General features: G+C 72.7%; 24 protein-coding genes and 1 riboswitch. Of the genes, 14 read left to right on the top strand and 10 right to left on the bottom strand.

The genetic code is table 11. The annotated features are described in order from the left end of the window. Window positions 1-34: 34 nt before the first annotated feature. Together ACZ45Q_RS15875 and ACZ45Q_RS15880 are read right to left on the bottom strand one after the other, a co-directional pair. The gene (locus ACZ45Q_RS15875; protein WP_468260686.1) at window positions 35-685 is read right to left on the bottom strand and encodes a response regulator; all 651 of its coding nucleotides are present in this window, start codon (window positions 683-685) and stop codon (window positions 35-37) included. Then, a complete protein-coding gene (locus tag ACZ45Q_RS15880) occupies window positions 682-1,872 on the bottom strand; it encodes a sensor histidine kinase (protein ID WP_468260688.1) in 1,191 nt (396 codons plus the stop codon). Before ACZ45Q_RS15880 ends, ACZ45Q_RS15875 begins: the two co-directional genes overlap by 4 nt. A gap of 326 nt (window positions 1,873-2,198) precedes the next feature. On the opposite strand from ACZ45Q_RS15880, the gene ACZ45Q_RS15885 reads away from it, so the two are divergent. Together ACZ45Q_RS15885 and ACZ45Q_RS15890 are read left to right on the top strand one after the other, a co-directional pair. Then, window positions 2,199-2,765 (top strand): GlcG/HbpS family heme-binding protein, encoded by a 567-nt coding sequence (locus ACZ45Q_RS15885; RefSeq protein ID WP_468260691.1) that lies wholly within the window; start codon window positions 2,199-2,201, stop codon window positions 2,763-2,765. A gap of 84 nt (window positions 2,766-2,849) precedes the next feature. Next, the gene (locus tag ACZ45Q_RS15890) at window positions 2,850-4,247 is read left to right on the top strand and encodes a M1 family metallopeptidase (RefSeq protein ID WP_468260694.1); all 1,398 of its coding nucleotides are present in this window, start codon (window positions 2,850-2,852) and stop codon (window positions 4,245-4,247) included. Window positions 4,248-4,344: 97 nt separating this feature from the next. Here the strand turns inward: ACZ45Q_RS15890 and ACZ45Q_RS15895 are convergent, their stop codons facing one another. Next, on the bottom strand, window positions 4,345-4,920 hold the full coding sequence (locus ACZ45Q_RS15895) for a TerD family protein (protein WP_468260697.1): 576 nt from the start codon (window positions 4,918-4,920) through the stop codon (window positions 4,345-4,347). A 160-nt stretch (window positions 4,921-5,080) separates the two neighbouring features. On the opposite strand from ACZ45Q_RS15895, the gene arfB reads away from it, so the two are divergent. Beyond that, window positions 5,081-5,518 (top strand): alternative ribosome rescue aminoacyl-tRNA hydrolase ArfB, encoded by a 438-nt coding sequence (gene arfB, locus ACZ45Q_RS15900; RefSeq protein WP_468260700.1) that lies wholly within the window; start codon window positions 5,081-5,083, stop codon window positions 5,516-5,518. A gap of 53 nt (window positions 5,519-5,571) precedes the next feature. On the opposite strand, the gene ACZ45Q_RS15905 is transcribed toward arfB, so the two are convergent. Beyond that, on the bottom strand, window positions 5,572-6,174 hold the full coding sequence (locus ACZ45Q_RS15905; RefSeq protein ID WP_468260703.1) for a flavin reductase family protein: 603 nt from the start codon (window positions 6,172-6,174) through the stop codon (window positions 5,572-5,574). Window positions 6,175-6,479: 305 nt separating this feature from the next. On the opposite strand from ACZ45Q_RS15905, the gene cdgB reads away from it, so the two are divergent. Further along, window positions 6,480-8,150, top strand: a complete 1,671-nt coding sequence (cdgB, locus tag ACZ45Q_RS15910) for a diguanylate cyclase CdgB (protein WP_468260706.1) — start codon at window positions 6,480-6,482, stop codon at window positions 8,148-8,150. Window positions 8,151-8,269: 119 nt separating this feature from the next. Continuing rightward, window positions 8,270-9,217 (top strand): carbohydrate-binding protein, encoded by a 948-nt coding sequence (locus ACZ45Q_RS15915; RefSeq protein ID WP_468260709.1) that lies wholly within the window; start codon window positions 8,270-8,272, stop codon window positions 9,215-9,217. Window positions 9,218-9,232: 15 nt separating this feature from the next. On the opposite strand, the gene ACZ45Q_RS15920 is transcribed toward ACZ45Q_RS15915, so the two are convergent. The 3 genes from ACZ45Q_RS15920 to ACZ45Q_RS15930 form a co-directional block, all read right to left on the bottom strand. Beyond that, window positions 9,233-10,162, bottom strand: a complete 930-nt coding sequence (locus tag ACZ45Q_RS15920; RefSeq protein ID WP_468260712.1) for a 1-phosphofructokinase family hexose kinase — start codon at window positions 10,160-10,162, stop codon at window positions 9,233-9,235. 146 nt (window positions 10,163-10,308) lie between these two features. Further along, the gene (nagA, locus tag ACZ45Q_RS15925; protein WP_468260715.1) at window positions 10,309-11,454 is read right to left on the bottom strand and encodes an N-acetylglucosamine-6-phosphate deacetylase; all 1,146 of its coding nucleotides are present in this window, start codon (window positions 11,452-11,454) and stop codon (window positions 10,309-10,311) included. Next, on the bottom strand, window positions 11,454-12,446 hold the full coding sequence (locus ACZ45Q_RS15930; RefSeq protein WP_468261154.1) for an ROK family protein: 993 nt from the start codon (window positions 12,444-12,446) through the stop codon (window positions 11,454-11,456). The genes nagA and ACZ45Q_RS15930 overlap by 1 nt, the downstream gene beginning before the upstream one ends. Before the next feature lie 145 nt (window positions 12,447-12,591). Between ACZ45Q_RS15930 and ACZ45Q_RS15935 the strand changes: the two genes are divergently transcribed. The 3 genes from ACZ45Q_RS15935 to otsB all read left to right on the top strand — a co-directional run bounded on the left by ACZ45Q_RS15935 (window position 12,592) and on the right by otsB (window position 15,172). Then, window positions 12,592-13,857 carry an ABC transporter substrate-binding protein gene (locus ACZ45Q_RS15935; RefSeq protein WP_468260717.1) on the top strand — a complete coding sequence of 422 codons (1,266 nt, stop codon included), beginning with the start codon at window positions 12,592-12,594 and terminating at the stop codon, window positions 13,855-13,857. A gap of 74 nt (window positions 13,858-13,931) precedes the next feature. Then, entirely contained in the window at window positions 13,932-14,168 is a 237-nt protein-coding gene (locus ACZ45Q_RS15940; RefSeq protein ID WP_468260720.1) for a DUF3263 domain-containing protein, read from the top strand. Between the two features lie 134 nt (window positions 14,169-14,302). Further along, complete coding sequence (otsB, locus tag ACZ45Q_RS15945; protein ID WP_468260724.1) at window positions 14,303-15,172, top strand: trehalose-phosphatase; 870 nt, start codon at window positions 14,303-14,305, stop codon at window positions 15,170-15,172. Window positions 15,173-15,216: 44 nt separating this feature from the next. On the opposite strand, the gene ACZ45Q_RS15950 is transcribed toward otsB, so the two are convergent. Then, window positions 15,217-16,620 carry an alpha,alpha-trehalose-phosphate synthase (UDP-forming) gene (locus ACZ45Q_RS15950; protein WP_468260727.1) on the bottom strand — a complete coding sequence of 468 codons (1,404 nt, stop codon included), beginning with the start codon at window positions 16,618-16,620 and terminating at the stop codon, window positions 15,217-15,219. Between the two features lie 176 nt (window positions 16,621-16,796). Between ACZ45Q_RS15950 and ACZ45Q_RS15955 the strand changes: the two genes are divergently transcribed. Next, window positions 16,797-17,534 carry a hypothetical protein gene (locus tag ACZ45Q_RS15955; RefSeq protein WP_468260730.1) on the top strand — a complete coding sequence of 246 codons (738 nt, stop codon included), beginning with the start codon at window positions 16,797-16,799 and terminating at the stop codon, window positions 17,532-17,534. Window positions 17,535-17,562: 28 nt separating this feature from the next. Here the strand turns inward: ACZ45Q_RS15955 and ACZ45Q_RS15960 are convergent, their stop codons facing one another. Then, entirely contained in the window at window positions 17,563-18,507 is a 945-nt protein-coding gene (locus tag ACZ45Q_RS15960; RefSeq protein WP_468260733.1) for a glucosyl-3-phosphoglycerate synthase, read from the bottom strand. Between the two features lie 172 nt (window positions 18,508-18,679). Continuing rightward, window positions 18,680-18,821, top strand: a riboswitch (SAM riboswitch). Between the two features lie 18 nt (window positions 18,822-18,839). Here ACZ45Q_RS15960 and thrC point away from each other — a divergent pair. The 4 genes from thrC to groL all read left to right on the top strand — a co-directional run bounded on the left by thrC (window position 18,840) and on the right by groL (window position 22,991). Then, window positions 18,840-20,138 (top strand): threonine synthase, encoded by a 1,299-nt coding sequence (gene thrC / locus ACZ45Q_RS15965; protein ID WP_468260736.1) that lies wholly within the window; start codon window positions 18,840-18,842, stop codon window positions 20,136-20,138. Beyond that, on the top strand, window positions 20,135-20,410 hold the full coding sequence (locus ACZ45Q_RS15970) for a MoaD/ThiS family protein (protein ID WP_030164968.1): 276 nt from the start codon (window positions 20,135-20,137) through the stop codon (window positions 20,408-20,410). Before thrC ends, ACZ45Q_RS15970 begins: the two co-directional genes overlap by 4 nt. Window positions 20,411-20,850: 440 nt before the next feature. Continuing rightward, window positions 20,851-21,054: a cold-shock protein gene (locus ACZ45Q_RS15975; RefSeq protein ID WP_004986573.1), complete on the top strand. Its 204-nt coding sequence runs from the start codon at window positions 20,851-20,853 to the stop codon at window positions 21,052-21,054. Between the two features lie 314 nt (window positions 21,055-21,368). Continuing rightward, entirely contained in the window at window positions 21,369-22,991 is a 1,623-nt protein-coding gene (gene groL / locus ACZ45Q_RS15980; RefSeq protein ID WP_190204781.1) for a chaperonin GroEL, read from the top strand. A gap of 91 nt (window positions 22,992-23,082) precedes the next feature. Here groL and ACZ45Q_RS15985 read toward each other — a convergent pair whose 3' ends face one another. Continuing rightward, complete coding sequence (locus ACZ45Q_RS15985) at window positions 23,083-23,538, bottom strand: hypothetical protein (protein WP_468260741.1); 456 nt, start codon at window positions 23,536-23,538, stop codon at window positions 23,083-23,085. A gap of 185 nt (window positions 23,539-23,723) precedes the next feature. Here ACZ45Q_RS15985 and ACZ45Q_RS15990 point away from each other — a divergent pair, with 185 nt between their 5' ends. After that, window positions 23,724-24,854 (top strand): NADH:flavin oxidoreductase, encoded by a 1,131-nt coding sequence (locus ACZ45Q_RS15990; protein WP_468260744.1) that lies wholly within the window; start codon window positions 23,724-23,726, stop codon window positions 24,852-24,854. The last annotated feature ends 9 nt before the right edge of the window (window positions 24,855-24,863 follow it).

A 24,863-nucleotide genomic window follows, 5' to 3' on the forward strand; every position in this document is an offset into this window, starting at 1 on the left:
GGTGTCGGGGCAGCCCGGCCCCCGCCGGGTGGCGTCAGGGCAGCAGGCGCTGTTCCTTCGCCACCGCGACCGCGCCCGCCCGGGTGTCGACGCCCAGCTTGTCGTAGATCCGCCGCAGATGGGTCTTGACCGTGGCCTCGCTGATGAACAGGGCGCGGGCGATCTCCCGGTTGCCCAGGCCGCGCGCGAGCTGGGCGAGGATGTCGCGTTCGCGGTCGGTGAGATGGGGCCGCGGGCTGCGCATCTGGGACATGACCCGGCTGGCGACCGGCGGCGAGAGCACCGTACGGCCCTGGGCGGCGGCGTGGATGGCGGCGAACAGCTCGTCGGGGCGCTCGGCCTTCAGCAGATAGCCGGTGGCGCCCGCCTCGATGGCGCGGGTGATGTCGGCGTCGGTGTCGTAGGTGGTCAGGACCAGGACGTACGGCGGCCCGCCGGGGCCGGCCGCCGTGAGGCGGCGGGTGGTCTCCACGCCGTCGATGCCCGCACCGAGCTGGAGGTCCATCAGCACCACGTCCGGCGTCAGCCTGGCGGCCAGGGCGAGCGCCTCCTCCCCGGTGCCCGCCTCGCCCACCACCTCGATACCGGGGGCGCTGTCGAGCAGGGCGAGCAGCCCGGCGCGCACGACGACGTGGTCGTCGCAGACCAGGATGCGTACGGAGGAGGGGGTGGCCGCGTCGGTCATCGGGGGCTCTCCAGGGGGACGGCGGCGGACAGGACGGTGCCCTCGCCGGGCGCGGACTCCACGGTCAGGGTGCCGCCGAGCTGCCGCAGCCGGGCCCGCATGGCGGGCAGCCCGTGCCCGCGCACGCCCGCCGGGGAGGCGGGGAGGGCGGCGGGGTCGAAGCCGTGGCCGTCGTCGGTGACGTCCAGCAGGACCTGGTCGTCGAGGACGGTGAGGGTGACCGCGGCGGAGGCCGCCTCGGCGTGCTCGCGGACGTTGGCCAGGGCTCCCTGCGCGATCCGCAGCAGCGCCGACTGGACCCGGTCGGGCAGCAGGGGCGAGCGCCCGCCGTCGTCCACCTGGACCCGTACGGTGAGCCGCGGGCCGGACTCCCGCTCGGCCAGGGTGTGCAGCGCCGCCGCGAGGCCGCCGCCGCGGGCCAGGTCGGCGGGGGTGAGGTCGTGCACGAAGCGCCGGGCCTCGGCGAGATTGTGCTCGGCGACGGACGCGGCGGCCCGCACATGGCCGCGCGCCTTGTCCGGGTCGGCCGACCACACCCGCTCCGCGGCCTGGAGCAGCATCCGCTGGCTGGACAGCCCCTGGGCGAGGGTGTCGTGGATCTCCATGGACAGCCGCTGGCGTTCGGCGAGCGTGCCTTCCCGGCGCTCGGAGGCGGCGAGTTCGCGGCGGGTGCGCAGCAGGTCGTCGATCAGGGCGCGCTGCCGGGCGGTCTGCCGCTCGGCCCGCAGGAACACGGCGGCGGCGACGGCGGCGACGGCGGGCGTCGCGAGCAGCAGATTGGGGTCGAAGCCCTCGGTGAGCCGCCACTGAGCCGCGACCACGAACACCGTCAGCACGGCCACCAGGGCGAGTGCCGCGCGCGTCGGCAGGGTGCGCAGGCCGGTGTAGAAGAGCGGGACCGCGCACCAGGAGAAGCTGGGTGCGAGGACGACGAGCACCATCCACGCCACGACGACCGCGCCGAGCCAGGCCGGGTGCCGCCAGGCGGGCGCCGCGTCCCCGGCGAGCACGGGCCCGAGCAGGTGCAGCAGCGCCAGGACGACGGACAGGGCGATGATCCACGGGGTGACCGGATCGCCCGGGTGCCGGATGAGGAAGCGGGCCAGGGCGCCGCCGAGCAGCAGGAAGAACGCCACGTGCATCACGGCACCGAGCCAGCGGGCGTCCGGGTCGTCCGGCTTCGGCATCGGGCGCACCTCCTCTTGCGGGTCCCGGTCGGCGCGTCCTTCACGGAACCGCGCCACCGGCTCGGCCACCGAGCCGAACTGGCCAAGCCCCATCACTGGCAAACCCCATCACTGGGCAAACCCCGTCACCGGGCAAACACCCTCATTGTCACCGCCGGGCGGGCCGGCGCGGGTCAGCCGATCGGATGACCCCGCCGTCGCCCGATGCGCGCCCGGTGAGCAGCCGGAACACCGACCGGCGGGCGCGGTGCGCGGGGCGAGGGTGGAGTGCAGACGGGCAGCCGGACCGCAGTGGCCGCCCGGCCGACTCCAAGGAGCAGACGAGCATGAAGAAGAACCGCAGGACCCTCTCCCGGCGCGCCCGGATCGCCACCGGCGGCGCCGTCCTGGCCGCCGTCGCCGCCGGGACCTTCGGCACGGTGGCCGCGAACGCCGCCCCGGAGGCTGCTCCGGCCGCCGCCCGCACGGCCTCCGTCGACCGCGGCGACACCACCACCTCCACCCACCTGACCATCGAGGCCGCCACCGAGGCGGCGCAGGCGGTACTCAAGGCGGCGAAGAAGGAGAACCAGCGGATCACCGTGGCCGTCGTCGACCGCAACGGCAACACGATCCTCACGATGCGCGGCGACGGCGCGGGACCGCAGTCCTACGAGTCCGCCGAGCGCAAGGCCTTCACCGCCGTCTCCTGGAACGCGCCCACCTCCGAGCTGGCCGAGCGGCTGGAGCAGGCCCCCAACCTCAAGGACATCCCGGGCACCCTCTTCCTCGGCGGCGGCGTGCCCGTCACCGCGCAGAACGCGCCGATCGCCGGCATCGGCGTTGCCGGCGCCCCCTCCGGCGCCCTGGACGAGAAGTTCGCCCGCGCGGGCGCGCAGGCGCTGGCCGACTAGCGGGGACCGGTGCCCGCGGCCGGGGGCGGCCCCGTGCCCCCGGCCAACAGGCGTTTCACGTGAAACCGCCCATAGGATCACGGTGTGCGCATCCCCCGTTCGCTCGCCCTGGTGACCGCCGCCGCCGTCACCCTCGTGGCGTGCGGCGGCGTCGACGGCGCCCCCGGCGGCTCCGGCGTGCGCGACCCGTACTTCCCGAAGGCGGGCAACGACGGCTACGACGTCACCCACTACGACCTCGACCTGGCCTACGACCCCGGCGACCAGCGCCTCTCCGGGACGGCGACCGTCACCGCCCGCGCCACCGAGGATCTGTCCGCGTTCAACCTGGACCTCAAGGGCCTGCACGTCTCCCGGGTCACCGTCGACGACCGGCAGGCCCGGTTCAACCACACCGGCCAGGAGCTGACCGTCCGTCCGCCCGCCGACCTCGACAAGGGCGCGAGATTCCGTGTCACCGTCCGCTACGCCGGCTCCCCCGAGACGATCACCGACCCCGACGGCTCCCAGGAGGGCTGGCTGCGCACCGCCGACGGAGCGCTCGCGCTCGGACAGCCGACGGGGTCGATGGCGTGGTTCCCCGGCAATCACCACCCCTCCGACAAGGCGTCGTACGACCTGACGGTGACCGTGCCCAAGGGCCTGGCGGCCATCTCCAACGGTGAGCTGACCGGTGAGCGCACGTCCGGCGGGCGGACGACGTACACCTGGCGCACCGCCGAACCGATGGCCAGTTATCTGGCCACGGTGGCGATCGGCACGTGGGAGGTGAGCCGCTCCAGGACCCCGGACGGCCTTCCGGTCCTCACCGCCGTCGACCCCCGGCAGGAGCGGGCGAGCCGTCCGGTGCTGAAGAGGATCCCCGACGTCATCGCCTGGGCGGAGGACCGCTTCGGCCCGTACCCGTTCTCCTCCACGGGCGCCATCGTCGACCGCCCCCACGACATCGGGTACGCCCTGGAGACCCAGACCCGGCCGGTCTTCCCCGGCGCGCCCGACATCGTGCTGCTCGTGCACGAGCTGGCCCACCAGTGGTACGGCGACTCCGTCTCCCCGAAGACCTGGCGGGACATGTGGCTCAACGAGGGCTTCGCGACGTACGCCGAGTGGCTGTGGCAGGAGGACCACGGCGGCGACAGCGCCGAGGAGATCTTCGACGCGCTGTACGCCGGCCGCTACTTCGCCGGGGCGGACGCGAACGCGGCGATCTGGGCGTTCCCGCCGGCCGAGCCGCCCGACGCGGCGCACATCTCCGCCGCACCGGTCTACCAGCGCGGTGCGATGGTCCTGCACAAGATCCGCCAGAAGGTCGGCGACGACGCCTTCCAGGACCTGCTGAAGGGCTGGGCGTCCGCCCACCGGCACGGCAACGCGGACACCGACGACTTCACGGCCTACGTCGAACGCAGCGCGCCGGACGAGGACTTCACCGGGATCTGGGACGCCTGGCTCTACGGCGAGGGCAAACCGGACCGCCCGTGAGGCCCGCCGCCGGCGGCGGGCGCGGGTCCGGCAGCACAGACGGAGCAGGCCCCCGGCGCAGTCGCGCGGGGGCCTGCTCGTCGTGTCGGCGGGAGCCTCAGACGTTGACGCCGAAGTCCTGGGCGATGCCGACCAGGCCCGAGGCGTAGCCCTGGCCGACGGCGCGGAACTTCCACTCCGCGCCGTTGCGGTACAGCTCGCCGAAGACCATGGCCGTCTCCGTCGCCGCGTCCTCGGACAGGTCGTAGCGGGCGATCTCGGTGCCGCCGGCCTGGTTGATGATGCGGATGTAGGCGTTGCGGACCTGGCCGAAGTTCTGCGAGCGGTTCTCCGCGTCGTAGATGGAGACCGGGAAGACGACCTTCTCGATGTCGGCCGGGAGGGCGGCGAGGTTGACGTTGATCGCCTCGTCGTCGCCCGCGCCCTCGCCGGTGCGGTTGTCACCGGTGTGGACGATGGTGTTGTCCGGGGTCTGCTTGTTGTTGAAGAAGACGAAGTGGGCGTCCGAGTAGACCCTGCCCTGCCCGTTGACCGCGATCGCCGACGCGTCGAGGTCGAAGTCCGTCCCCGTGGTGGTGCGGACGTCCCAGCCGAGGCCCACGGTGACGGCCGTCAGGCCCGGAGCCTCCTTGGTGAGCGAGACGTTGCCACCCTTGGACAGGCTTACAGCCATTGTTGGGAGTCCCTTCCCTCGTGTGCGTACGGCAGTAGCTGTACCGGAAGAAAGCTACAGCTACCCCTAGGAACGACGCGGGACGCCCGCAAGGTTCCAGGTCTCTTTACTTTCTTTACCCGGGTTATTCGAGTGACGTGGACCGGTCACGGGCGGGAACATGGACGGCATGTCCGGCCCCTACGTCATCCGCGGCTCCGTCTCCCTCCCGGAGGCCGAGCTGATGTGGCGTTTCTCCCGGTCGTCCGGGCCCGGCGGGCAGCACGTCAACACCACCGACTCGCAGGTGGAGCTGCGCTTCGACCTGGCCCGCACCGAGGCCCTGCCCGAGGTGTGGAAGCAGCGCGCGCTGCGGCGGCTGGCCGGGCGGCTGGCCGACGGCGTCGTCAGCGTCCGCGCCTCCGAGCACCGCTCCCAGTGGCGCAACCGCGAGGCCGCCGCCGTACGCCTGGCCGCGCTGCTGGCCGAGGCGACCGCGCCCCCGCCCAAGCCCCGCAAGCCCACCCGCGTCCCGCGCGGCATCAACGAACGCCGGCTGCGGGAGAAGAAGCAGCGCTCGGAGACCAAGCGGGGCCGCTCCCCCAAGAACTGGAACTGAGACGACAGAGCTGAAACCGAGACGACAGGACGGGAACCGGGACGGCGGCCGGCTCAGCCGAGCTGGCGGTAGCGGCCGCGGAAGTACAGCAGGGGCCGGCCGTCCGCGCTGGGGAGCCGGGCGGTGAGCACCCGGCCGATCACCAGGGTGTGGTCGCCGGCCCGCACCCGCTGCTCGGTGCGGCACTCCAGCGTCGCCAGCGCCCCGCCCACCAGCGCCGCCCCGGACGCCTCGCCGCGCACGTAGGGGATGTCCTCGAACAGGAGCCGGTCGCTGACCCGGCCCTTCATGGCGAAGCGCCCCGCGATGTGCCGCTGGCTCTCGGTGAGGACGGACACCGCCCACAGCGGCTGCTCGGCGAGCAGATCGTCCATGCGCGCCCCGTCCCGCAGGCTGACCAGCACCAACGGCGGGTCCAGCGAGACCGAGACGAACGCCGTCGCCGTCATGCCGACGTCCTCGCCGCGCGGTGCGCCGGGGTCGTCCGGGTCGAGCGGCGGCTCCTGCGCGGTCACCAGGACCACGCCCGAGGCCAGCCGGGACATGGCGGCACGGAACTCGTCGTTGCTCACCCCCTCAGCATGCCCGGCCGCCGGGGACGGGAACGGGGAGGCGGGCGGAGTGGCGGTCGAGGCGGTGGTGGGAGTGTTCGGCACCCCGCCACGCTAATCGCCGCTCCCGCCGCCCCGCATCGGGCCCCGGTCCCAGCCGGGACCTAGGACCGGGGAACGAGCGGACCCGCCACGCTGCGTTCGGTGGACGGACCGGAAAAACGCAGAGACTCGACTCAAGTGTTCACCTTTTGATGTGACTTGAGTCACAAGCGCCAGGAATTGTTGACCCTGTGTACCGAGTGGGCAGCGCGCTGTGATTCAGTGGCGGGGAAGCCGAGAGACACCACCGAAGACAAGGCGCCGAAGACATCCCTGATTCGCAACGAGGTCTCGGGGGGAGGGCGAGCATGGAGACCGAGTCGGAGCCGTACGTCCGCCTTGCGTCCCTGCGGCAACTGCACCAGGTCATGGCCGACATGAACACGGCCCGCAGCCTCGCCGACACCCTTCAGACCGTCGCCGACGGCGCCGTCCACGCCCTCGGGTACGAGCTGGCGTGCGTCAATCTCGTCCGCCCCGACGGCGACCTCGTCGTCGCCGCGTTCTCCGGCAACCAGGCCGCCGAGGCCCTGATCACCGGCCGGGTGGGCTCCCGCGAGTCCTGGGAGCGGCGGCTGAACATGGGCGAGCAGTGGGGCGACCTGGTCTTCATACCCCACACCGAGGGCTGGATCCTCGACGACGACGACGTCCCGCAGTGGTACACCGACGGCCCCGCGCCCCGCTTCGACGACGAGTGGCACCCGGCCGACCGCCTCTTCGCCCCGATGTACGCGCCCGGCCCGCAGGGCGGCGGCAACAGCGGCGAGCTGATCGGCGTCCTGTCCGTCGACCGCCCGCGCAACGGCCGGCGGCCCGGCGCCTGGGGCCGCGAGGCGCTCCAGATGTACGCCTTCCAGGCCGCCATCGCCATCAGCAACGCCCGGCTCCGCTCCAACATGCAGCGCGCCCTGGTCCGCCTGGAGCGCGAGCAGCAGGCCCTGCGGGCCAGCGAGGAGAGCTTCCGGCAGGCCTTCGAGTACGCCCCCTCCGGCATGGCCATCGCCGAAATGGGCGGCGACCAGCACGGCCGCATCCTGCGCACCAACGACGCCCTGTGCCGGCTGCTCGGCCGCCCCGCCTCCGCGATGCGCCGCTATTCCTTCTCCGACCTCGTCCACCCCGAGGACATAGGCACCTTGCTGCGCACCTCCGCCGAGGGCGGCCGGGCCGAGCTGCGCCTCGGGCGACGCGACGGCAGCTACGTCTGGGTCAGCCTCCGCAACAGCGTCGTCGCCGACGCCGCCGACGGCCCCCGCTTCCTCCTCACCCACGTCGAGGACATCGAGGAACGCAAGCGCCGCGAGCTCCAGCTCGCCCACCGCGCCTCCCACGACTCCCTCACCGGCCTGCCGAACTCCGCCGAGCTGCGCGCCCGGCTCGCCGCCCGCCTGTGCCAGCGCCCCCAGTCCGCGCACCCCGCCGGGCTGGACGCCATGGACGCCGCCTACGGCAGCGCCGTCTACGACTCCGGCGGCCACCGCTTCGACTTCCCGCCCGGTCCGGCAGGCGCCGCGCCGTACGACGCCTACGACCACCACGTGCACACCGTCGCCCCCGAGAGCGGCCGGGACGACGGCACCAAGGGGCTCGCGGTGCTCTTCTGCGACCTCGACGGCTTCAAGTCGATCAATGACCGGTTCGGGCACAACGCGGGCGACGCGGTCCTGATCGAGGTCGCCCGGCGGCTGTCCGGCGGCGTACGGGACGGGGACACGGTCGCCCGGCTCGGCGGTGACGAGTTCGTCATCCTCGCCGACGGGCTCGGCCGGGCCGACGCACAGGACCTCGCCGTGCGGCTGCGCAACGAGATCATCCAGCCCATCCGGGCCGAGGGCCGGGCCGTCCGGGTGGGCGCCAGCTTCGGCATCGGGTGGGCCCACTGCGGGATGACGGCCGACGAGGTGTTGAAATCCGCTGACGAACGGATGTACGTCGAGAAACGATCTCGTCCCAAACAACATCGCCGCGCCGGATGACCCCCAGGTCAGCGGTGTGATGCGGTCCGAGTCACCCGTTCGGGTCACCGGAAGCAGGTAGGCTCGCCCTCTCACGACTCGTATCGCACATGCACCGCACCTGGTTAGGAGACCTAGGGATGACGCCCGGCAACAACGGCGCGAGCACGCCCGAGGACGACGACCCGTTCGGCTACCTGTACGCCGACGGTCAGGCCAACGGGGCCCAGCCGCCGTCCGGTGGCTACGGCTACCCCAACTCGGTCAACCGGGTGCGGACGGTCGGCTCGCGGCAGTACGGCCAGCAGGCCCCGGCCGCCCCGCAGGCCGCCCCGCCGCAGCAGGGCGCCTACGGTCGTCCCCACCCGCACTACGCCGCGCCGGAGACGTTCCCCGGCGGCGGGGGCTCCGCCACCACCGTCCAGCACCAGTCGGGGCACGGCGGCGGGGGCGGCGGTCGCCGCGGACCCAACACCAAGGGCCTGCTGATCGGCGCGATCGCGGTGGTCGCCGCGGTCGTCGTCGGCATCGGCGTGGCGATGGCCGGCGGCGATTCCGAGGGCGACAAGAACGGCGACCAGGCCGCCCCGGCCCCGACCCAGTCCCAGAGCAGCAAGCCGAGCCCGTCGGCGAGCAACAGCGCCGAGGAGCAGGTGGAGCTGCCCCGGATAGAGGCGAAGGCGCTGCGCCTGTCCGGCGGCGCGACCGTGGCCTCGGACATCGAGGGGGCGAAGGCGGACGGCGGGGTGTACGTCACCGGGCTCAACCAGCCCGGCTCGTCGGTCACCTGGACCGTCGACGGCATCCCCGAAGACGGCGTCTACACCCTCTTCACCGGCTACAGCGCGGCCGGCGAGGACCAGTCGATGACGGTGACCGTCAACGGCAAGACCTTCGGCAGCAAGATCAACCTGGGCAACTTCGCCCATGCCAAGGACGGCGACTTCGCCAAGGGCTGGACCGAGACCTACGTGTGGCCCACCCTCAACAAGGGCACCAACACGATCACGCTGTCCTGCCAGGACGGCGACAAGTGCAACGTCCTGCTGGACCAGTTCTGGCTGAAGAAGGGCCAGGTCAAGCGCTAGGGCCCGCCGTCCGGATCAGGCCGCCGTCGCCTCCGTCGTCACCGACACCCGGCCGAGCAGGTCCTCGTACGCCCCCCGGTCGAACTCGCCCGCCGTCGGCGCCAGTACCGTCGCCGCCGACAGGGCGACCGCGCGGGTCAGGCGCTCCGGCCAGGGGAGGCGCTCCACCAGGCCCGACAGCAGGCCCGCGACCGCCGAGTCGCCGGCGCCCGTCGGGTTGCCGTGGACGCGGTCGGGTGGCGCGGCCCGCCAGTGGCCCTCCGGGGTCAGCGCGAGCAGGCCGTCGGCGCCGAGCGAGGCGACCACCGAGCGGGCGCCCCGGCGCCGGGCGTCCTGCGTGGCCCGCAGCGGCTCGTGGGCGCCGGTCAGCTCGGCCAGCTCCTCGGCGTTCGGCTTGATCAGATCAGGGCGGGCGGCGACCGCCCGGCGCAGCGGCTCACCGCTGGTGTCCAGCAGTACGGGAACGCCGGCCGCCCGAGCCGTGCGGACCAGCCCGGCGTAGGCGCCCACCGGCACGCCCGGCGGCAGGCTGCCGCACAGGGCGACCGCGTCGGCGCCGGCGAGCAGATCCCCGTACGCCTCCTGGAAGGCGCTCCACTCGGCGGGGGCGATGGCCGGGCCCGGCTCGTTGAGCTGGGTGGTGTCGCCGGTCAGCTCGTCGACCACGGCGATGGTGCGCCGGGTCGTGCCCGCCACCGGCAGCAGCGCGTCCACCACGCCGCGTACGTCCGTGAGCAGCTCCTGCACGGACCGCCCCGTGGCGCCGCCCGCGAATCCGGTGACCGTCACCTCGTGGCCGAGGGCCGCCAGTACCCGGGCCACGTTCAGGCCCTTGCCGCCGGGGCGCTCGACGGCCTCGGCGACCCGGTTGGAGGCGTGCGGGCGCAGCCCTCGGACGCGATAGGTGATGTCGAGAGCGGTGTTCAGCGTGACCGTGAGGATCACGTGGGCCGACCTCCCCCGATTGCCTGCGAGTGCCTGTTGCCGAGGGCACGTGTCAGGCACGGGCCCCAAGGACACGATCATGCCAAACGGACGGCTGTCGGCCCAGCCCCGTGTCGGCCACCGTGCGGCCGGCTCGCGGGCACGGATCAGCCCCGTCGGGGATCGACCACCCAGGCGCCCCGGCGCATCACGCCCACCACGTCGAAACCGGCGTCCAGGACCACCAGGTCGGCGTCCTTGCCGGGCTCCAGGGAGCCGATCCGGTCGGCGAGCCCGAGCAGCCGGGCCGGGTTGGCGGACAGCGCCGCCACCGCGTCCTCGACCGGGATTCCGTCCACCGTCACCGCCCGCTTCAGGGCGCGGTCGAGGGTGAGCGTCGAACCGGCGATGGAGCCGCCCTCGACCAGCCGGGCCACACCGCCCGCGACCTCGACCTCCAGCGTGCCCAGCATGTAGCGGCCGTCGCCGAAGCCGGCCGCGTCCATCGCGTCGGTGATGAAGGCGACCCGCGAGGCGCCCGCGTGGTGGAAGGCCAGCTGGAGCGCGGCCGGGTGCAGATGGACGCCGTCGTTGATCAGCTCGACGGTGACCCGCTCGTCCTCCAGCAGCGCGGTGATCGGGCCGGGGGCGCGGTGGCCGACCGGCGGCATCGCGTTGAACAGGTGGGTGGCGACCGTGGCGCCGGCGTCGATGGCCTCGACGGTCTGCTCGTAGGTGGCGTCGGTGTGCCCGACCGCGGCGATCACGCCGTGCTCGGCGAGCAGCCGCACGGAGTCCAGGCCGCCCGGCAGCTCGGTGGCCAGCGTCATCATCTTCGCGTGGCCGTGCGTGGCGTCGATCAGCTTGCGGACCTCGGCCGGGTCCGGGTCGCGCAGCAGCCCCTCGTCGTGCGCGCCCTTGCGGCAGGGGGAGATGAACGGCCCCTCGAAGTGGATACCGGCGATGTCGCCCTGTTCGGCCAGTTCGGCGAGCATCCCGGCCTGCCGGGCGAGGAGGTCCAGGTCGCCGGTGACGGTGGAGGCGACCACCGTGGTGGTGCCGTGCCGGCGGTGGGTCTCGACGCCCTTGAGGACGTCCTCGGCGGTGCCGCCGGTGAAGGAGGCGCCGCCGCCGCCGTGGTTGTGGAGGTCGACGAACCCGGGGACCACCCAGTGGCCGGTCAGATCGACGGTCTCCGTGCCCGGGGGCGCCGTGTCCGTGATCCGGGTGCCGTCGACGATCACACGGCCGTCGTCCACGGTCCCGGTGGGCAGGACCACCCGGGCTCCGGCGAGAACCTTGCTGGGGGCCATCAGGCGGTTACCTCCGGGGAAGTCGCAGTCGTCGCGGCGGTGGTGGTCGCGGTGGTCGCGGCGGTGGTGGTCGCGGTGCGTGCGGCGGGCGTGGCGGGCGCGGGCCCGCGGCCCGCGTGGAGCAGGTCCCAGGCCAGCAGGCCGGCACCGAGGCAGCCGGCGGTGTCGCCGAGGGCCGCGGGGACGATGTCCGGCAGTTTCTGGAACGTGACCCGCCGTCCCACGGCGTCCCGCAGCGGTGTGAACAAGGTTTCCCCCGCCTCGGCCAGCCCGCCACCGATGATCAGGGTGCGCGGGTCCAGCAGGGTGAGCGCGGTGACCAGCCCGTCGGCGAGCGCGTCCACCGCCTCCTGCCACACCCGCGTGGCCCGTGCGTCCCCGGACCCGACGGCCTCGGCGCAGTCGGCGGCGTCCGCGTCGGGGTCCCCGCAGGCCTCGGCCCAGGCCTGGCTGACCGCCGCCGCGGACGCGAACCGCTCCAGACAGCCGCGCTGCCCGCACGGGCACGGCGCGCCACCGGGCCGTACGACGATGTGGCCGATCTCGCCCGCGAAGCCGTGGGCGCCCGCCTCCACGCGGCCGTCGATGCCGATGGCGCCCGCGATGCCGGTGCCCAGCGGGACGAACAGGAACCGGTCGGTGCCGCGGCCCGCCCCGATCCGGCCCTCGGCCAGGCCGCCGGTGCGCACGTCGTGGCCGAGGGCGACCGGCACCCCGCCGAGCCGCTCGGCCAGCAGCGCCCGCAGGGGTACGTCGCGCCAGCCGAGGTTGGCGGCGTAGACGGCGGTGCCGTGCTCCTCGTCGACGATGCCGGGCACCGCGACACCGGCGGCGACGGCGGGCTCGCCGAACCGGTCGGCGCCGTGCGCGCGCAGGTCGGCGGCGAAGTCCAGGATGCCCGCGACGACCGCCTCGGGGCCGCGGTCGCGGCCGGTGGCCCGGCGGGCCTGGTGCAGCAGCTCGCCGTCCGCCCCGACCAGGGCGGCCTTCATCCCGGTGCCGCCCACATCGAGGGCGATGACGTGTCTCACGGGGACAGTGTGGCCCGTACACCCGCGAGAGGTCTAGTCCACTCGCGTGGTGTAGACCTTAATCCGGTAAACGGACGATCGGTCGGCATGGTTGGGGCAGGGATCAGTGCAGCGGCGTAGGACAGGAACGATCGCGGTGGTGTCCGCACTGGGCATGACGGCGGTCCTCGGTGGCTGCGGGATCACCGGAGACGCGGACGAGGTGACCCTGAAGCTGGTCGCCGCCGACTACGGCGACAGCAAGGCCAACAGCTCGCAGAAGTACTGGGACGAACTGGTCGAGGCCTACGAGGCCGAGCACCCCGGCGTGCGCGTCGACGTCACCGTGTACTCGTGGAACGACGTCGACCGCAAGGTCCGTGAGATGGTCCGGGCGGGCGAGGCGCCCGACATGGCCCAGATCGGCGCCTACTCCGACTACGCGGCCGACGACCTGCTCTACCGGGCCGACGACCTGCTCTCCATCCAGACGCAGGCCGACTTCGTCTCCCAGCTCGCCACCGCGGGGCAGGTCAACGGCGTGCAGTACGGGATGCCGTTCGCGGCCTCCACGCGCGTGCTGTTCTACAACAAGACCCTCTTCGACAAGGCCGGCGTCACCCCGCCCGAGAGCTGGGAGGACCTCGCCGAGGCCGCCGAGGCGCTCAAGGCGGAGGGCGTGAAGTACCCCTACGCGCTGCCGCTGGGCCCGGAGGAGGCACCGGCCGAGACCCTTCAGTGGCTGCTCAGCGGCGGGGGCGGCTACACCGACACCGTCGGCACCTACAGCATCGACTCCGTCCGCAACGTCGGCACCTTCACCTGGCTCAAGGAGGAGCTGGTCGGCAAGGACCTCACCGGTCCCGTGGCGCCGGGCGAGCTCAACCGCGCGGACGCGTTCGCCGCGTTCGCCGCCGGTGACGTCGGCATGCTCAACGGGCACCCCACGCTGATGAAGATGGCCGCCGACAAGGGCGTGAAGTTCGGCATGGTGCCCACGCCCGGCATCGACGGCCCGAGCCGGCGCACGCTGGGCGTCGCCGACTGGATGACGGCCTTCAAGGAGAACGGCCACAAGGAGGAGATCGGGGACTTCCTCGACTTCGTCTACGACGAGCAGAACGTCCTGGACTTCTCCCGCCGCTACGACCTGCTGCCGGTCACCACCTCCGCCTCGGAGACGATGAGCACGGCGAAGGAGGACGAGGACCTCGGGCCGTTCCTGAAGGAGCTGGTGCTCTCGGAGCTGTACCCGGTCGGCAAGACCTCCTGGGCGGCGGTCAGCGCCGACATCAAGAAGCGGATCGGCAAGGCGGTCGGCCCCGACGGCGACCCGAAGTCGGTGCTCGGGCTGCTCCAGTCGACGGCGGTCCGCACGGAGAGCGCGGAGTAGCGGAGCAGGGCCGGGCGAGCCGGGCGAGGCCGGGGCAGGGGCTGTTGTCAGTGCCGGGCGTTACGTTCTTGGACATGGACGAACGGCAGGAGCTGGGACAGCGGGAGCGGGACATCCTCGCGCTGGAGCGCCGAGGCTTCCCCGGCCCCGGCGCGAAGGAACGTGCGATACGCGAGGAGCTGGGCCTCGCCCCGGTCCGCTACTACCAGCTGCTCAACGCCCTCCTGGACGACCCGAGGGCGCCGGCGGCGGACCCGGTGACGGTCAACCGCCTCAGACGCGTCCGGGAGCGGCGCCGGGCGGAACGCTGACCGGCGGGCGCTGACCGGCTGGGCTGCACGTCAGGGGCTGCCGCCCGTCAGGGAGCTGCTCGGCAGGGAGGCGGCAGGGCGGCCGGGTGGCCGGGCGAGGCGTGACCGTCGCCGGCGCGGGATAGGTTCGCGTCATGAGCAGCCACCAGGACTCCTCAGCCGCGTTCAGCACCCCCCTCCCGGAACCGGCCACGCAGGCCGGGCAGGACGGTATGGACGCCGTCCTCACGCACCCCGGCCGCGCGGTCGTCGCGCTCGACTTCGACGGCACGCTCGCCCCGATCGTCGCCGACCCCGAACAGGCCCGCGCCCACCCGGACGCCGTCCCGGTGCTGGTCGCGCTCGCCCCGAAGATCGCCTCCGTCGCGGTGATCACCGGCCGTCCCGCCGACGTCGCCGTCCGCCACGGCGGCTTCGCGGGCGTGGCCGGCCTGGAACACCTCGTCGTCCTCGGGCACTACGGCGCCGAGCGCTGGGACGCGGCCACGGGTGCCGTCACCGCGCCCGAGCCCCACCCCGGTGTCGCCGCCGTCCGCGCCGAACTGCCCGGACTGCTGGAGCGGGCCGGGGCGACGGGCCGGGGCACCCGGGTCGAGGAGAAGGGCCGCTCGGTCGCCGTCCACACCCGGCGCGCCGACGATCCGCAGGCCGCCTTCGAGGCTCTGCGCGCCCCGCTCACCGACCTGGCCGGCCTGCACGGCCTGATCGTCGAGCCCGGCCGGATGGTCCTGGAACTCCGCCCGCCGGGCATGGACAAGGGCGTCGCCCTGCGGGAGCACGTCCGGGCCGTCGGCGCCGGGTCGGTCCTCTACGCGGGCGACGACCTAGGCGACCTCCCGGCCTACGCCGCCGTCGAGGAACTCCGCGCCGACGGCATCCCCGGCGTGCTGGTGTGCAGCGGCAGCGACGAGGTCACGGAACTGCGGGACCGCGCGGACGTCGTGGTGGACGGGCCGGCGGGGGTGGTGGGGCTGTTGCGGGGGCTGGCGGAGGCGATCGCGTAGGAGCGCGCCCCGAGGGCGGTTCCCCGCGCCCCTTCCGGGGCGCGTCAGGCGCGCAGGGCCTCCAGCTGGTCCAGGAACCAGCGGGCCGGGGGGAGGGCGGTCGCCGCCGCCGTCAGGCGCTTGGTCCGTTCCGCGCGCTCCGCCGCCGGGACGGACAGCGCCTCGTGCAGGGCCCGCGCCGTCTGCACCACGTCGTACGGGTTGACGGTGACCGCGTCCTCGCCCAGCTCCTCGTGGGCCCCCGCCTCGCGCGACAGGACCAGGACGCACCCCTCGTCGGAGACGACCGGCACCTCCTTGGCGACCAGGTTCATGCCGTCCCGCACCGGGTTCACCAGGGCCACGTCCGCGAGCCGGTACGCCGCCAGGGAGCGGGCGAAGTCGTCCTTGACGTGCAGCACCACCGGGGTCCAGCCCGCCGTGCCGAACTCCGCGTTGATCTGCTCGGCCACCCGCTGCACCTCGGCCGTGTAGTCCCGGTACACCGCGAGGTCCTGCCGCGAGGGGTAGGCGAAGGCGACGTGCGCGACCCGCTCGCGCCACTCGGGGTGGTCCACGAGCAGCTGCCGGTACGCCAGCAGGCCCCGCACGATGTTCTTGGACAGCTCCGTCCGGTCCACCCGGACGATCGTCCGGCGGGCGCTGCCGTCCGGGCCGGTGCCGATCTCCTCCCGGAGCGCGGCCATCCGCTCGTCCACGTCCGGCTCGTGCGACCGCTGCCGCAGGAAGTCCGCGTCCGCGCCCAGGCCGTGCACACCGATCCGCGTGTCGCCGAGCCCCCCGGCCAGCGCCTCGCAGCACCCGGTGAACGCCTCCGCCCAGCGCCGCGTCAGGAACCCGAGCCGGTCCGCGCCCAGCATGCCGCGCAGCACCCGCTCGGCGATGTCGTCGGGCAGCATCCGGAAGTACTCCACCGGCGCCCACGGCGTGTGCGAGAAATGGCCGATGCGCAGGTCCGGGCGGAGTTCGCGGAGCATGCCCGGCACCAGCGTCAGGTGGTAGTCCTGCACCATCACGGCCGCGCCCTCGGCGGCCTCCTCCGCCAGCGCCTCGGCGAAGGCGCGGTTGTACGCCTCGTACGAGGCCCACTGCCGGCGGAACTCCGCGTCGAAGACCGGCTCCAGCGGCGTCTGGTACAGCATGTGGTGCACGAACCACAGCACGGAGTTGGCGATCCCGTTGTACGCGTCGGCGTGCACGTCGGCCGGGATGTCCAGCATCCGTACGCCGTCCTCGCCGGCCCCGCGCCGCACGGCCTCCCGGTCGCCGTCGCCGAGCGCCGAGCACACCCACAGGGCCCCGGCCTCCGGGCCGATCGCCGAGAGGCCGGAGACCAGGCCCCCGCCCCCGCGTTTGGCCCGCAGCGAGCCGTCCTCCCGCACCTCGTACGAGACCGGCCCCCGGTTGGAGGCCACCAGTACCTGAGCAGCACCGAACGTCGAAGCCATAAGCCTCAACCTAGCCCGGCCCCGAAACGCTCAAACGTTCCCCCGGGCCGAACCCGGCGCCAATTCGGTCAGATGACTTGTGGGGGAGGTGTGAACGGAATGAGGATGCGCGGTGCACGTTGCGCCTTTCTGGTGCACGTTTCACCTTCCTGGGGGGTGGGTTCATGCCCGATGTCATGCCTATACGCACCGGCCGCGACCGCGGAGGCCCCCGGGCGGGGCGGGTCCGCCGGATCACCGGCACCGCCGCGCTGATCGCCGCCTCGGCGCTGGTCCTGGCCGGCTGCGGCGACGGCGGCGGCCCCGCGACGGCGACGGACGAGCGGCCCGCGACGGCCGCCGCCGAGGCCACCGCCGGTGAGAGCGCCTCCCCGACGCCGTCCCCCACCCCGACGCCCACCCCGCCCCCCACACCCACCGCCGTCACCCTGGACGACCACACCGGGTCCACCATCGGCAAGGCCGTCGCCGCCGCCGAGCGGGCCGGGCTGGACTACGCCGTCCGGCTCCAGGGCACCGGCGGACAGCGGGCCTCGTCCTGGTCCGCCGGCGAGGAGGTCTGCGCGCAGAGCGACGACCCGGGCGGTTCCCACGACGTGGCGTTCACCGTCCCGCGCAACGGCCACGACTGCTCCGGCGACCCGCTCCACACCCCGGAACCGGAGCCGGCCCGCACGACCGGCTCCGGGAGCGGTTCGACCGGCGGGTCCACGGGCGGTTCCACCGGCGGCTCGACCGGGGGCGGCACCGGCGCCTGTGAACTGACCAGCCCGGCCGGCAACTGCTACGCCGACGGCCAGTTCTGCGCCGCCAGGCACCGCGGCCTGAGCACCCACGGCCGCGGCGGCGAGTACCTGACCTGCCGCCAGGACGACGCCGGGCGCTGGCGCTGGTCGGACGGCGTCCCCGGCTGACCCGGCCGCACGCCGGCCGCCGCGGCGCTCAGGCCACCCTCCGCGACGCGTACTCCGGGACCTCCGCCATCGGCGGGCGCTCCTCGGTGTCCACGGAGTACGTGCGCGGCTCGAAACCGTCCTCCGCGCGTTCGAACTGGGTGAGGGACGGGCGGACCAGGTGGCCCCGGGCCAGCCGGAGCTGGGCGGTGCGGTAGATCGCGGCGGCCATCCGGCCGAGCGCCTGGCCGTCCTGGTGGCGGTGCTTGCGGACGCCGACGTCCACCTGGGCGAGGGCGTCCAGGCCGACCAGGTGCAGGGCGTCGACCAGCATGCCCAGCTCCACGCCGTAGCCGACGGGGAACGGCAGCTGCTCCAGCAGCGAGCGGCGGGCCGCGTACTCGCCGCCGAGCGGCTGCACGAACCCCGCCAGCTGCGGCCAGTGCATGTTCAGCAGCGGGCGGGCCATCAGCTCGGTGACCCGGCCGCCCTCACCGGGCGCGCCGCCGAGCGGGCGGTCGTACATGGCCTTCACCAGGGCCACGTCCGGATCGGTGAGCAGCGGACCGACGATCCCGGAGACGAAGTCGGAGGAGAAGTCGCGCAGGTCGGCGTCGACGAAGCAGACGATGTCGCCGCCGGTGACCAGCAGCGAGCGCCACAGCACCTCGCCCTTGCCGGGCACGGCCGGGACGCGGGGCAGGATCGTGTCGCGGTGCACGACCCGGGCGCCCGCCGCGGCGGCCACCTGAGCCGTGCGGTCCGTCGAACCGGAGTCCACGACCACGATCTCGTCGACCAGCGGCACCTGCTCCACGAGGTCGTGCCGGACCACCGCGACGATGTCGCCGACGGTCTCCTCCTCGTTGAGCGCGGGGAGCACCACGCTGACCGACTGGCCGCCGGCCCGCTTCGCCGCCATGATCTGGTGCAGCGGCCGGTCGGCCGCGGACCAGGAGCGCGCGATCAGCCAGCGCTCGACTTCCTCCAGCACGGTCCGCGGCTCCTCCCTGTGCTCTCGCCTGCGGTCCCAGCGATCTCAGCGATCTCTGTGATCCATCTCGCGGTTCGGACGACTGTCTCAACGGTCGTGGCCTTCGGTTACAGTCTTGAACAACGCGGATGACCGTCGCATGTCGGGGTCGCCGCGTCCCACAACTTCATACAGCTCATCCAGAGGGGCAGAGGGATACGGCCCGATGAAGCCCCGGCAACCCTCCAGTCGGTTCTCGTGAAGGTGCGAGGCTCCCGGCTAGGGAAGGTGCCAAATCCGTCTCACGGCGAGATGCGTCGTGAGGAAGATGAGGAGAAAGGGCCTCGCCTCACATGGCTGTGCAGACTGTCGCAAGCAGCACCGACTCCGCCACCTCCACGGGTTCCGTCGACCTCGGTCCGGCCACGGCGCTCTCCTGCCGCGAATGCGGCCACCGCGTACCGCTCGGCCCGTTCTTCGCCTGCGAGGAGTGTTTCGGCCCGCTGGAGATCGCCTACGACTTCTCGGCCTACGACGCCGAAGAACTCTGCAAGCGCATCGAAGCGGGCCCCGCGAACATCTGGCGCTACGCGCCGCTGCTCCCCGTCCCGGCCGACGTGGCCGGCAGGCCCAACCTGAACCCGGGCTGGACCAAGCTGGTCAAGGCCGACAACCTCGCCCGCGAGCTGGGCGTCACCGGCGGGCTGTACGTCAAGGACGACTCCGGCAACCCCACCCACTCCTTCAAGGACCGCGTCGTCGCGCAGGCCCTGGAGGCCGCCCGCGTCTTCGGCTTCACCACCCTGTCCTGCTCCTCCACCGGCAACCTGGCCGGCGCCGTCGGCGCCGCCGCCGCCCGCGCCGGCTTCCGCTCCTGCGTGTTCATCCCGCACGACCTGGAGCAGGGCAAGGTCGTCATGGCCGCCGTCTACGGCGGTGAGCTCGTCGGCATCGAGGGCAACTACGACGACGTGAACCGCTTCTGCTCCGAGCTGATCGGCGACCCCGCCGGCGAGGGCTGGGGCTTCGTCAACGTCAACCTGCGGCCCTACTACGCGGAGGGCTCCAAGACCCTGGCGTACGAGATCTGCGAGCAGCTCGGGTGGCGGCTGCCGGACCAGATCGTTGTCCCCATCGCCTCCGGCTCCCAGCTCACGAAGATCGACAAGGGCCTTCAGGAGCTGATCAAGCTGGGTCTGGTCGAGGACAGGCCGTACAAGATCTTCGGTGCCCAGGCCGAGGGCTGCTCGCCGGTGTCCACCGCCTTCAAGGCCGGGCACGACGTCGTGCGCCCGCAGAAGCCGGACACCATCGCCAAGTCGCTGGCCATCGGCAACCCGGCCGACGGGCCCTACGTCCTGGACATCGCCCGGCGCACCGGCGGTGCGGTGGAGGACGTGACGGACGAGCAGGTCGTGGACGCGATCAAGCTGCTGGCCCGCACCGAGGGCATCTTCGCCGAGACGGCCGGCGGGGTGACGGTCGGCGTGACGAGGAAGCTCGTCGAGAGCGGCGTGCTCGACCCGGCCAAGACGACCGTCGTCCTCAACACCGGCGACGGACTCAAGACGCTGGACGCGGTGGCCGGCACCGGCCTCACCGCCACCATCCGCCCGAACCTGGACTCCTTCCGAGAGGCTGGCCTCGCATGAGCGTGACCGTTCGCATCCCGACCATCCTGCGCACCTACACCGGCGGCCAGGCAGAGGTGAGCGCCGAGGGGGCCACCCTCGCCGAGGTCATCTCCGATCTGGAGAAGAACCACACCGGCATCGCCGCGCGCGTCCTGGACGACCAGGGCAAGCTGCGCCGGTTCGTCAACGTCTACGTCAACGACGACGACGTCCGCTTCGAGCAGGGCCTCGAGACCGCGACCCCGGACGGGGCCGGCGTGTCCATCATCCCGGCGGTCGCCGGCGGCTGACCCGAAAGAGCCGTTACCGACGGTAATGTTGGTGACATAGGGTTTCCCCTATTGCCCCCTCCGTGAGAGATCCGGAGGGGGCAATTCCGCGTGATTGAGCGCGGTACAGTTGGGGAACGCGCTCCTGATCCGCGGATCGGGAACCCTGAATTCCTGCCGTACGCCCGACAAGATGCAGCCAAACTGTGGGTGTCGTTCGCGGCTTTTGCTCCCTTTGCCCGGCCCGACTTGCCCTGGAATCGCGCGAATTCTCGCCACATTCCGGACCGGGTCCGTCCAGAATTCTCGTCCGATTGACCTGTTGCAGACGGCAGTTGGACAGATACATTCAGCCGCGGTCGACGCGTTCCGGCGCACGCCCCCAACCGTTGGGGGGTGAGGTCTGACCCGGATCCGCGAAGTGTGGATCTGTGCAAGGGCCAGTAATAGGGGAGTTAGGCATGGCTCAGGGCACCGTCAAGTGGTTCAACGCGGAGAAGGGGTACGGCTTCATCGCGGTCGACGGTGGTGCGGATGTTTTCGTCCACTACAGCGCGATCCAGATGGACGGCTACCGCACCCTGGAAGAGGGCCAGCGGGTCGAGTTCGAGATCTCGCAGGGCCAGAAGGGCCCGCAGGCCGACATGGTTCGCGTCACCGCCTGATACGCGCGGTCGACCACAGCGAACGGTCTTCATCGCAGGGCCCGCACCCGGCAGGGTGCGGGCCCTGCGGCATGTCCGGGGCGGGCCCCGGTGCGTCCGGAGCGGTCCCGCTTCGCGGGCGCACCTTGCACTCGGACCGGGCGAGTGCTAATCATTGGCGTTAGCACTCTGAAGGTGAGAGTGACAGCGAAGGACCGGGTCGGTGAGGCCCGCGGGCCGGGTGGGGCAAGGAACCACGAGGCCTGCGAGCCGTCCGTCGCGGGCGCGGGCGCGGTCCGAAGGAATCACCCCCAGTCCTGGAGGGACCACTTCACATGGCCAAGATCATCGCGTTCGACGAGGAGGCGCGGCGCGGCCTCGAGCGCGGCATGAACCAGCTCGCGGACGCCGTGAAGGTGACGCTCGGCCCCAAGGGCCGCAACGTCGTCCTCGAGAAGAAGTGGGGCGCGCCCACGATCACCAACGACGGCGTGTCCATCGCCAAGGAGATCGAGCTCGAGGACCCGTACGAGAAGATCGGCGCCGAGCTGGTCAAGGAAGTCGCCAAGAAGACGGACGACGTCGCCGGTGACGGTACGACCACGGCGACCGTCCTCGCCCAGGCCCTGGTCAAGGAAGGCCTGCGCAACGTCGCGGCCGGCGCCAACCCGATGGCCCTGAAGCGCGGCATCGAGAAGGCCGTCGAGGCCGTCTCCGCCGCCCTGCTGGAGCAGGCGAAGGACGTCGAGACCAAGGAGCAGATCGCCTCCACGGCCTCCATCTCCGCCGCCGACACCCAGATCGGCGAGCTGATCGCCGAGGCCATGGACAAGGTCGGCAAGGAAGGCGTCATCACCGTCGAGGAGTCCCAGACCTTCGGTCTGGAGCTGGAGCTCACCGAGGGTATGCGCTTCGACAAGGGCTACATCTCGGCGTACTTCGCCACCGACATGGAGCGTATGGAGGCCGTCCTCGACGACCCGTACATCCTGATCGCCAACTCCAAGATCTCCAACGTCAAGGACCTGCTCCCGCTCCTGGAGAAGGTCATGCAGTCGGGCAAGCCGCTGCTGATCATCGCCGAGGACGTCGAGGGCGAGGCCCTGTCGACCCTGGTCGTCAACAAGATCCGCGGCACCTTCAAGTCCGTCGCAGTCAAGGCCCCGGGCTTCGGCGACCGCCGCAAGGCCATGCTCGGCGACATCGCCATCCTCACGGGCGGCGAGGTCATCTCCGAGGAGGTCGGCCTCAAGCTGGAGAACGCGACCCTGGACCTCCTGGGCCGCGCCCGCAAGGTCGTCATCACCAAGGACGAGACCACCATCGTCGACGGCGCCGGCTCGACCGACCAGGTCAACGGCCGCGTCAACCAGATCCGCGCCGAGATCGAGAACAGCGACTCGGACTACGACCGCGAGAAGCTCCAGGAGCGCCTGGCGAAGCTGGCCGGCGGCGTGGCCGTCATCAAGGCCGGTGCCGCCACCGAGGTCGAGCTCAAGGAGCGCAAGCACCGCATCGAGGACGCCGTCCGCAACGCGAAGGCGGCCGTCGAGGAGGGCATCGTCGCCGGTGGTGGCGTGGCCCTGCTCCAGGCCTCCCAGGTCTTCGAGAAGCTGGAGCTCGAGGGTGACGAGGCGACCGGCGCCAACGCCGTGAAGCTCGCCCTGGAGGCCCCGCTGAAGCAGATCGCCGTCAACGGTGGTCTCGAGGGCGGCGTCGTCGTGGAGAAGGTCCGCAACCTCCAGGTCGGCCACGGCCTGAACGCCGCGACCGGCGAGTACGTCGACATGATCGCCGAGGGCATCATCGACCCGGCGAAGGTGACCCGTTCCGCGCTGCAGAACGCCGCCTCCATCGCCGCGCTGTTCCTCACCACCGAGGCCGTCATCGCCGACAAGCCGGAGAAGGCCGCGGCCCCGGCCGGCGGCGGCATGCCGGGCGGTGACATGGACTTCTGATCCTCTCGGGGATCGGTACCGTCCTTCCGTGCCGAGGGCGGCACTCCCGGCAGCAGCCGGGGGTGCCGCCCTCGGGCGTGTCCGGGGCCGGTCAGTAGCGCTCGCACGCGCCGTCGCTCACGTCCACGGTGAGGTTCGACCAGGTCTCGTCCACCGGCACCTCGGTGACGTGCAGGCAGAAGGCGGCGTCCGTGCCCCCGCCGGTGACGGTGTAGTCGTCCGTGTAGTCGTCCGAGGTGCCCTCGCGGCTCACCAGCGCCCCGTAGGAGGGGCCCTCGCCGGTCTTTTCGATCGCGTCGTCGATCTGCATGTCCAGGCCCCGCCACTCGTCCACGATCCGCGGGCCGGCCTCCAGCCGGCCGGCCGCCTCGTGGACGGCGCTGCGCAGTTCGTCCTCGCTCCATTCGCCCTCGTCGTGCATCCACAGGAGCATGCCGGCGGTGAGGGCGAGCGAGAGGAAGATCAGGGCCATGCCGACGGGGTTCCTCGGGTTGTAGACGTACCGCGCCGTCCCCCACTTGCTCTTGATGAACACCGGTTCGGTCATGAGCGCCATTCTCCGCCACGCCCGCCGACGCCGGCCGGGGCCCCCGGGACGCCCGGCCGGGGTGAGTGTGACCTCGGTCACCGGTGTGCCGTCGGCCGGAATGCCGGGGCGGACGGGCCGGTTGCCCGGGGAGACATGGTGCATGCGCGTGCACATACCGACCGGTTCTCATGAGGAGTCCACCCGTGACCGTCACCGTTGCCGAAGGCGCCCGGCGCGCGGCGCAGATCCTGGGCCGCCCGGCCGTCATCAACGGCCTCACCGTCCCCAACCGCATCGCCATGGCGCCGATGACCCGGATGTTCTCCCCGGGCGGCATCCCCGGCGAGGACGTGGTCTCCTACTACGCCCGCCGTGCCGCCGCCGGCGTCGGACTGATCGTCACCGAGGGGACCTACGTCGGGCACGACTCCGCCGGGCAGAGCGACCGGGTGCCGCGGTTCCACGGCGAGGAGCAGCTCGCCGGGTGGGCGAAGGTCGCCGAGGCGGTGCACGCGGCGGGCGGCACGATCGTGCCGCAGCTGTGGCACATCGGGATGGTGCGCGGCCAGGGGGAGCCGCCGTTCCCCGAGGCGCCCGCCGTCGGGCCCTCCGGGCTGCGGATCGGTGAGGACACCGTCACCGGCCGGGCGATGACCCGGCGGGACATCGACGACGTCGTCGCCGCCTTCGCGCAGGCCGCCGCGGACGCCGAGCGCATCGGCTTCGACGGTGTGGAGATCCACGGCGCCCACGGCTACCTCGTCGACCAGTTCCTGTGGGCGGGCACCAACCGCCGTACGGACGCCTACGGCGGCGACCCCGTCTCCCGCACCCGGTTCGCGGCGGACCTCGTCACCGCCGTCCGGGAGCGGGTGTCGGCCGGCTTCCCGGTCGTCTTCCGGTACTCCCAGTGGAAGCAGGAGGCCTACGACGCCCGCCTCGCCGAGACGCCGCAGGAGCTGGAGGCCGTCCTGGCCCCGCTCGCCGCGGCCGGGGTCGACGCGTTCCACGCCTCCACCCGCCGCTACTGGGTCCCGGAGTTCGACGGCTCCGAGCTCAACCTCGCCGGCTGGACGAAGAAGCTCACCGGCAAGCCCGCCATCACCGTCGGCTCGGTCGGCCTGAACGGCGACTTCATCAAGGCCTTCCAGGGCCAGGGCGCCGAACTGGGCAGCCTCGACAACCTCCTGGACCGGCTGGAGCGCGAGGAGTTCGACCTCGTCGCCGTCGGCCGCGCACTGCTCCAGGACCCGCGGTGGGCCGAGAAGGTGCTCGCCGGGCGCACCGAGGAGCTGGCGCCCTACGACCCCGCCGCCCTGAAGACCCTGAGCTGAGCGAGCGCT

The organism is Streptomyces sp. NPDC031049 (assembly GCF_055571015.1).

What these genes read in the sequence shown, in the direction of transcription:
- ACZ45Q_RS15915 (WP_468260709.1), top strand. Translation starts at nt 8,270, where the DNA reads ATGACGCCCGGCAACAACGGCGCGAGCACGCCCGAGGACGACGACCCG.
- ACZ45Q_RS15930 (WP_468261154.1), bottom strand. Translation starts at nt 12,446, where the DNA reads ATGAAGGCCGCCCTGGTCGGGGCGGACGGCGAGCTGCTGCACCAGGCC.
- otsB (WP_468260724.1), top strand. Translation starts at nt 14,303, where the DNA reads ATGAGCAGCCACCAGGACTCCTCAGCCGCGTTCAGCACCCCCCTCCCG.
- arfB (WP_468260700.1), top strand. Translation starts at nt 5,081, where the DNA reads ATGGACGGCATGTCCGGCCCCTACGTCATCCGCGGCTCCGTCTCCCTC.
- ACZ45Q_RS15940 (WP_468260720.1), top strand. Translation starts at nt 13,932, where the DNA reads ATGGACGAACGGCAGGAGCTGGGACAGCGGGAGCGGGACATCCTCGCG.
- ACZ45Q_RS15985 (WP_468260741.1), bottom strand. Translation starts at nt 23,538, where the DNA reads ATGACCGAACCGGTGTTCATCAAGAGCAAGTGGGGGACGGCGCGGTAC.
- groL (WP_190204781.1), top strand. Translation starts at nt 21,369, where the DNA reads ATGGCCAAGATCATCGCGTTCGACGAGGAGGCGCGGCGCGGCCTCGAG.
- nagA (WP_468260715.1), bottom strand. Translation starts at nt 11,454, where the DNA reads ATGGCCCCCAGCAAGGTTCTCGCCGGAGCCCGGGTGGTCCTGCCCACC.
- ACZ45Q_RS15975 (WP_004986573.1), top strand. Translation starts at nt 20,851, where the DNA reads ATGGCTCAGGGCACCGTCAAGTGGTTCAACGCGGAGAAGGGGTACGGC.
- ACZ45Q_RS15950 (WP_468260727.1), bottom strand. Translation starts at nt 16,620, where the DNA reads ATGGCTTCGACGTTCGGTGCTGCTCAGGTACTGGTGGCCTCCAACCGG.
- ACZ45Q_RS15875 (WP_468260686.1), bottom strand. Translation starts at nt 685, where the DNA reads ATGACCGACGCGGCCACCCCCTCCTCCGTACGCATCCTGGTCTGCGAC.
- ACZ45Q_RS15955 (WP_468260730.1), top strand. Translation starts at nt 16,797, where the DNA reads ATGCCTATACGCACCGGCCGCGACCGCGGAGGCCCCCGGGCGGGGCGG.
- ACZ45Q_RS15885 (WP_468260691.1), top strand. Translation starts at nt 2,199, where the DNA reads ATGAAGAAGAACCGCAGGACCCTCTCCCGGCGCGCCCGGATCGCCACC.
- cdgB (WP_468260706.1), top strand. Translation starts at nt 6,480, where the DNA reads ATGGAGACCGAGTCGGAGCCGTACGTCCGCCTTGCGTCCCTGCGGCAA.
- ACZ45Q_RS15880 (WP_468260688.1), bottom strand. Translation starts at nt 1,872, where the DNA reads ATGCCGAAGCCGGACGACCCGGACGCCCGCTGGCTCGGTGCCGTGATG.
- ACZ45Q_RS15970 (WP_030164968.1), top strand. Translation starts at nt 20,135, where the DNA reads ATGAGCGTGACCGTTCGCATCCCGACCATCCTGCGCACCTACACCGGC.
- thrC (WP_468260736.1), top strand. Translation starts at nt 18,840, where the DNA reads ATGGCTGTGCAGACTGTCGCAAGCAGCACCGACTCCGCCACCTCCACG.
- ACZ45Q_RS15895 (WP_468260697.1), bottom strand. Translation starts at nt 4,920, where the DNA reads ATGGCTGTAAGCCTGTCCAAGGGTGGCAACGTCTCGCTCACCAAGGAG.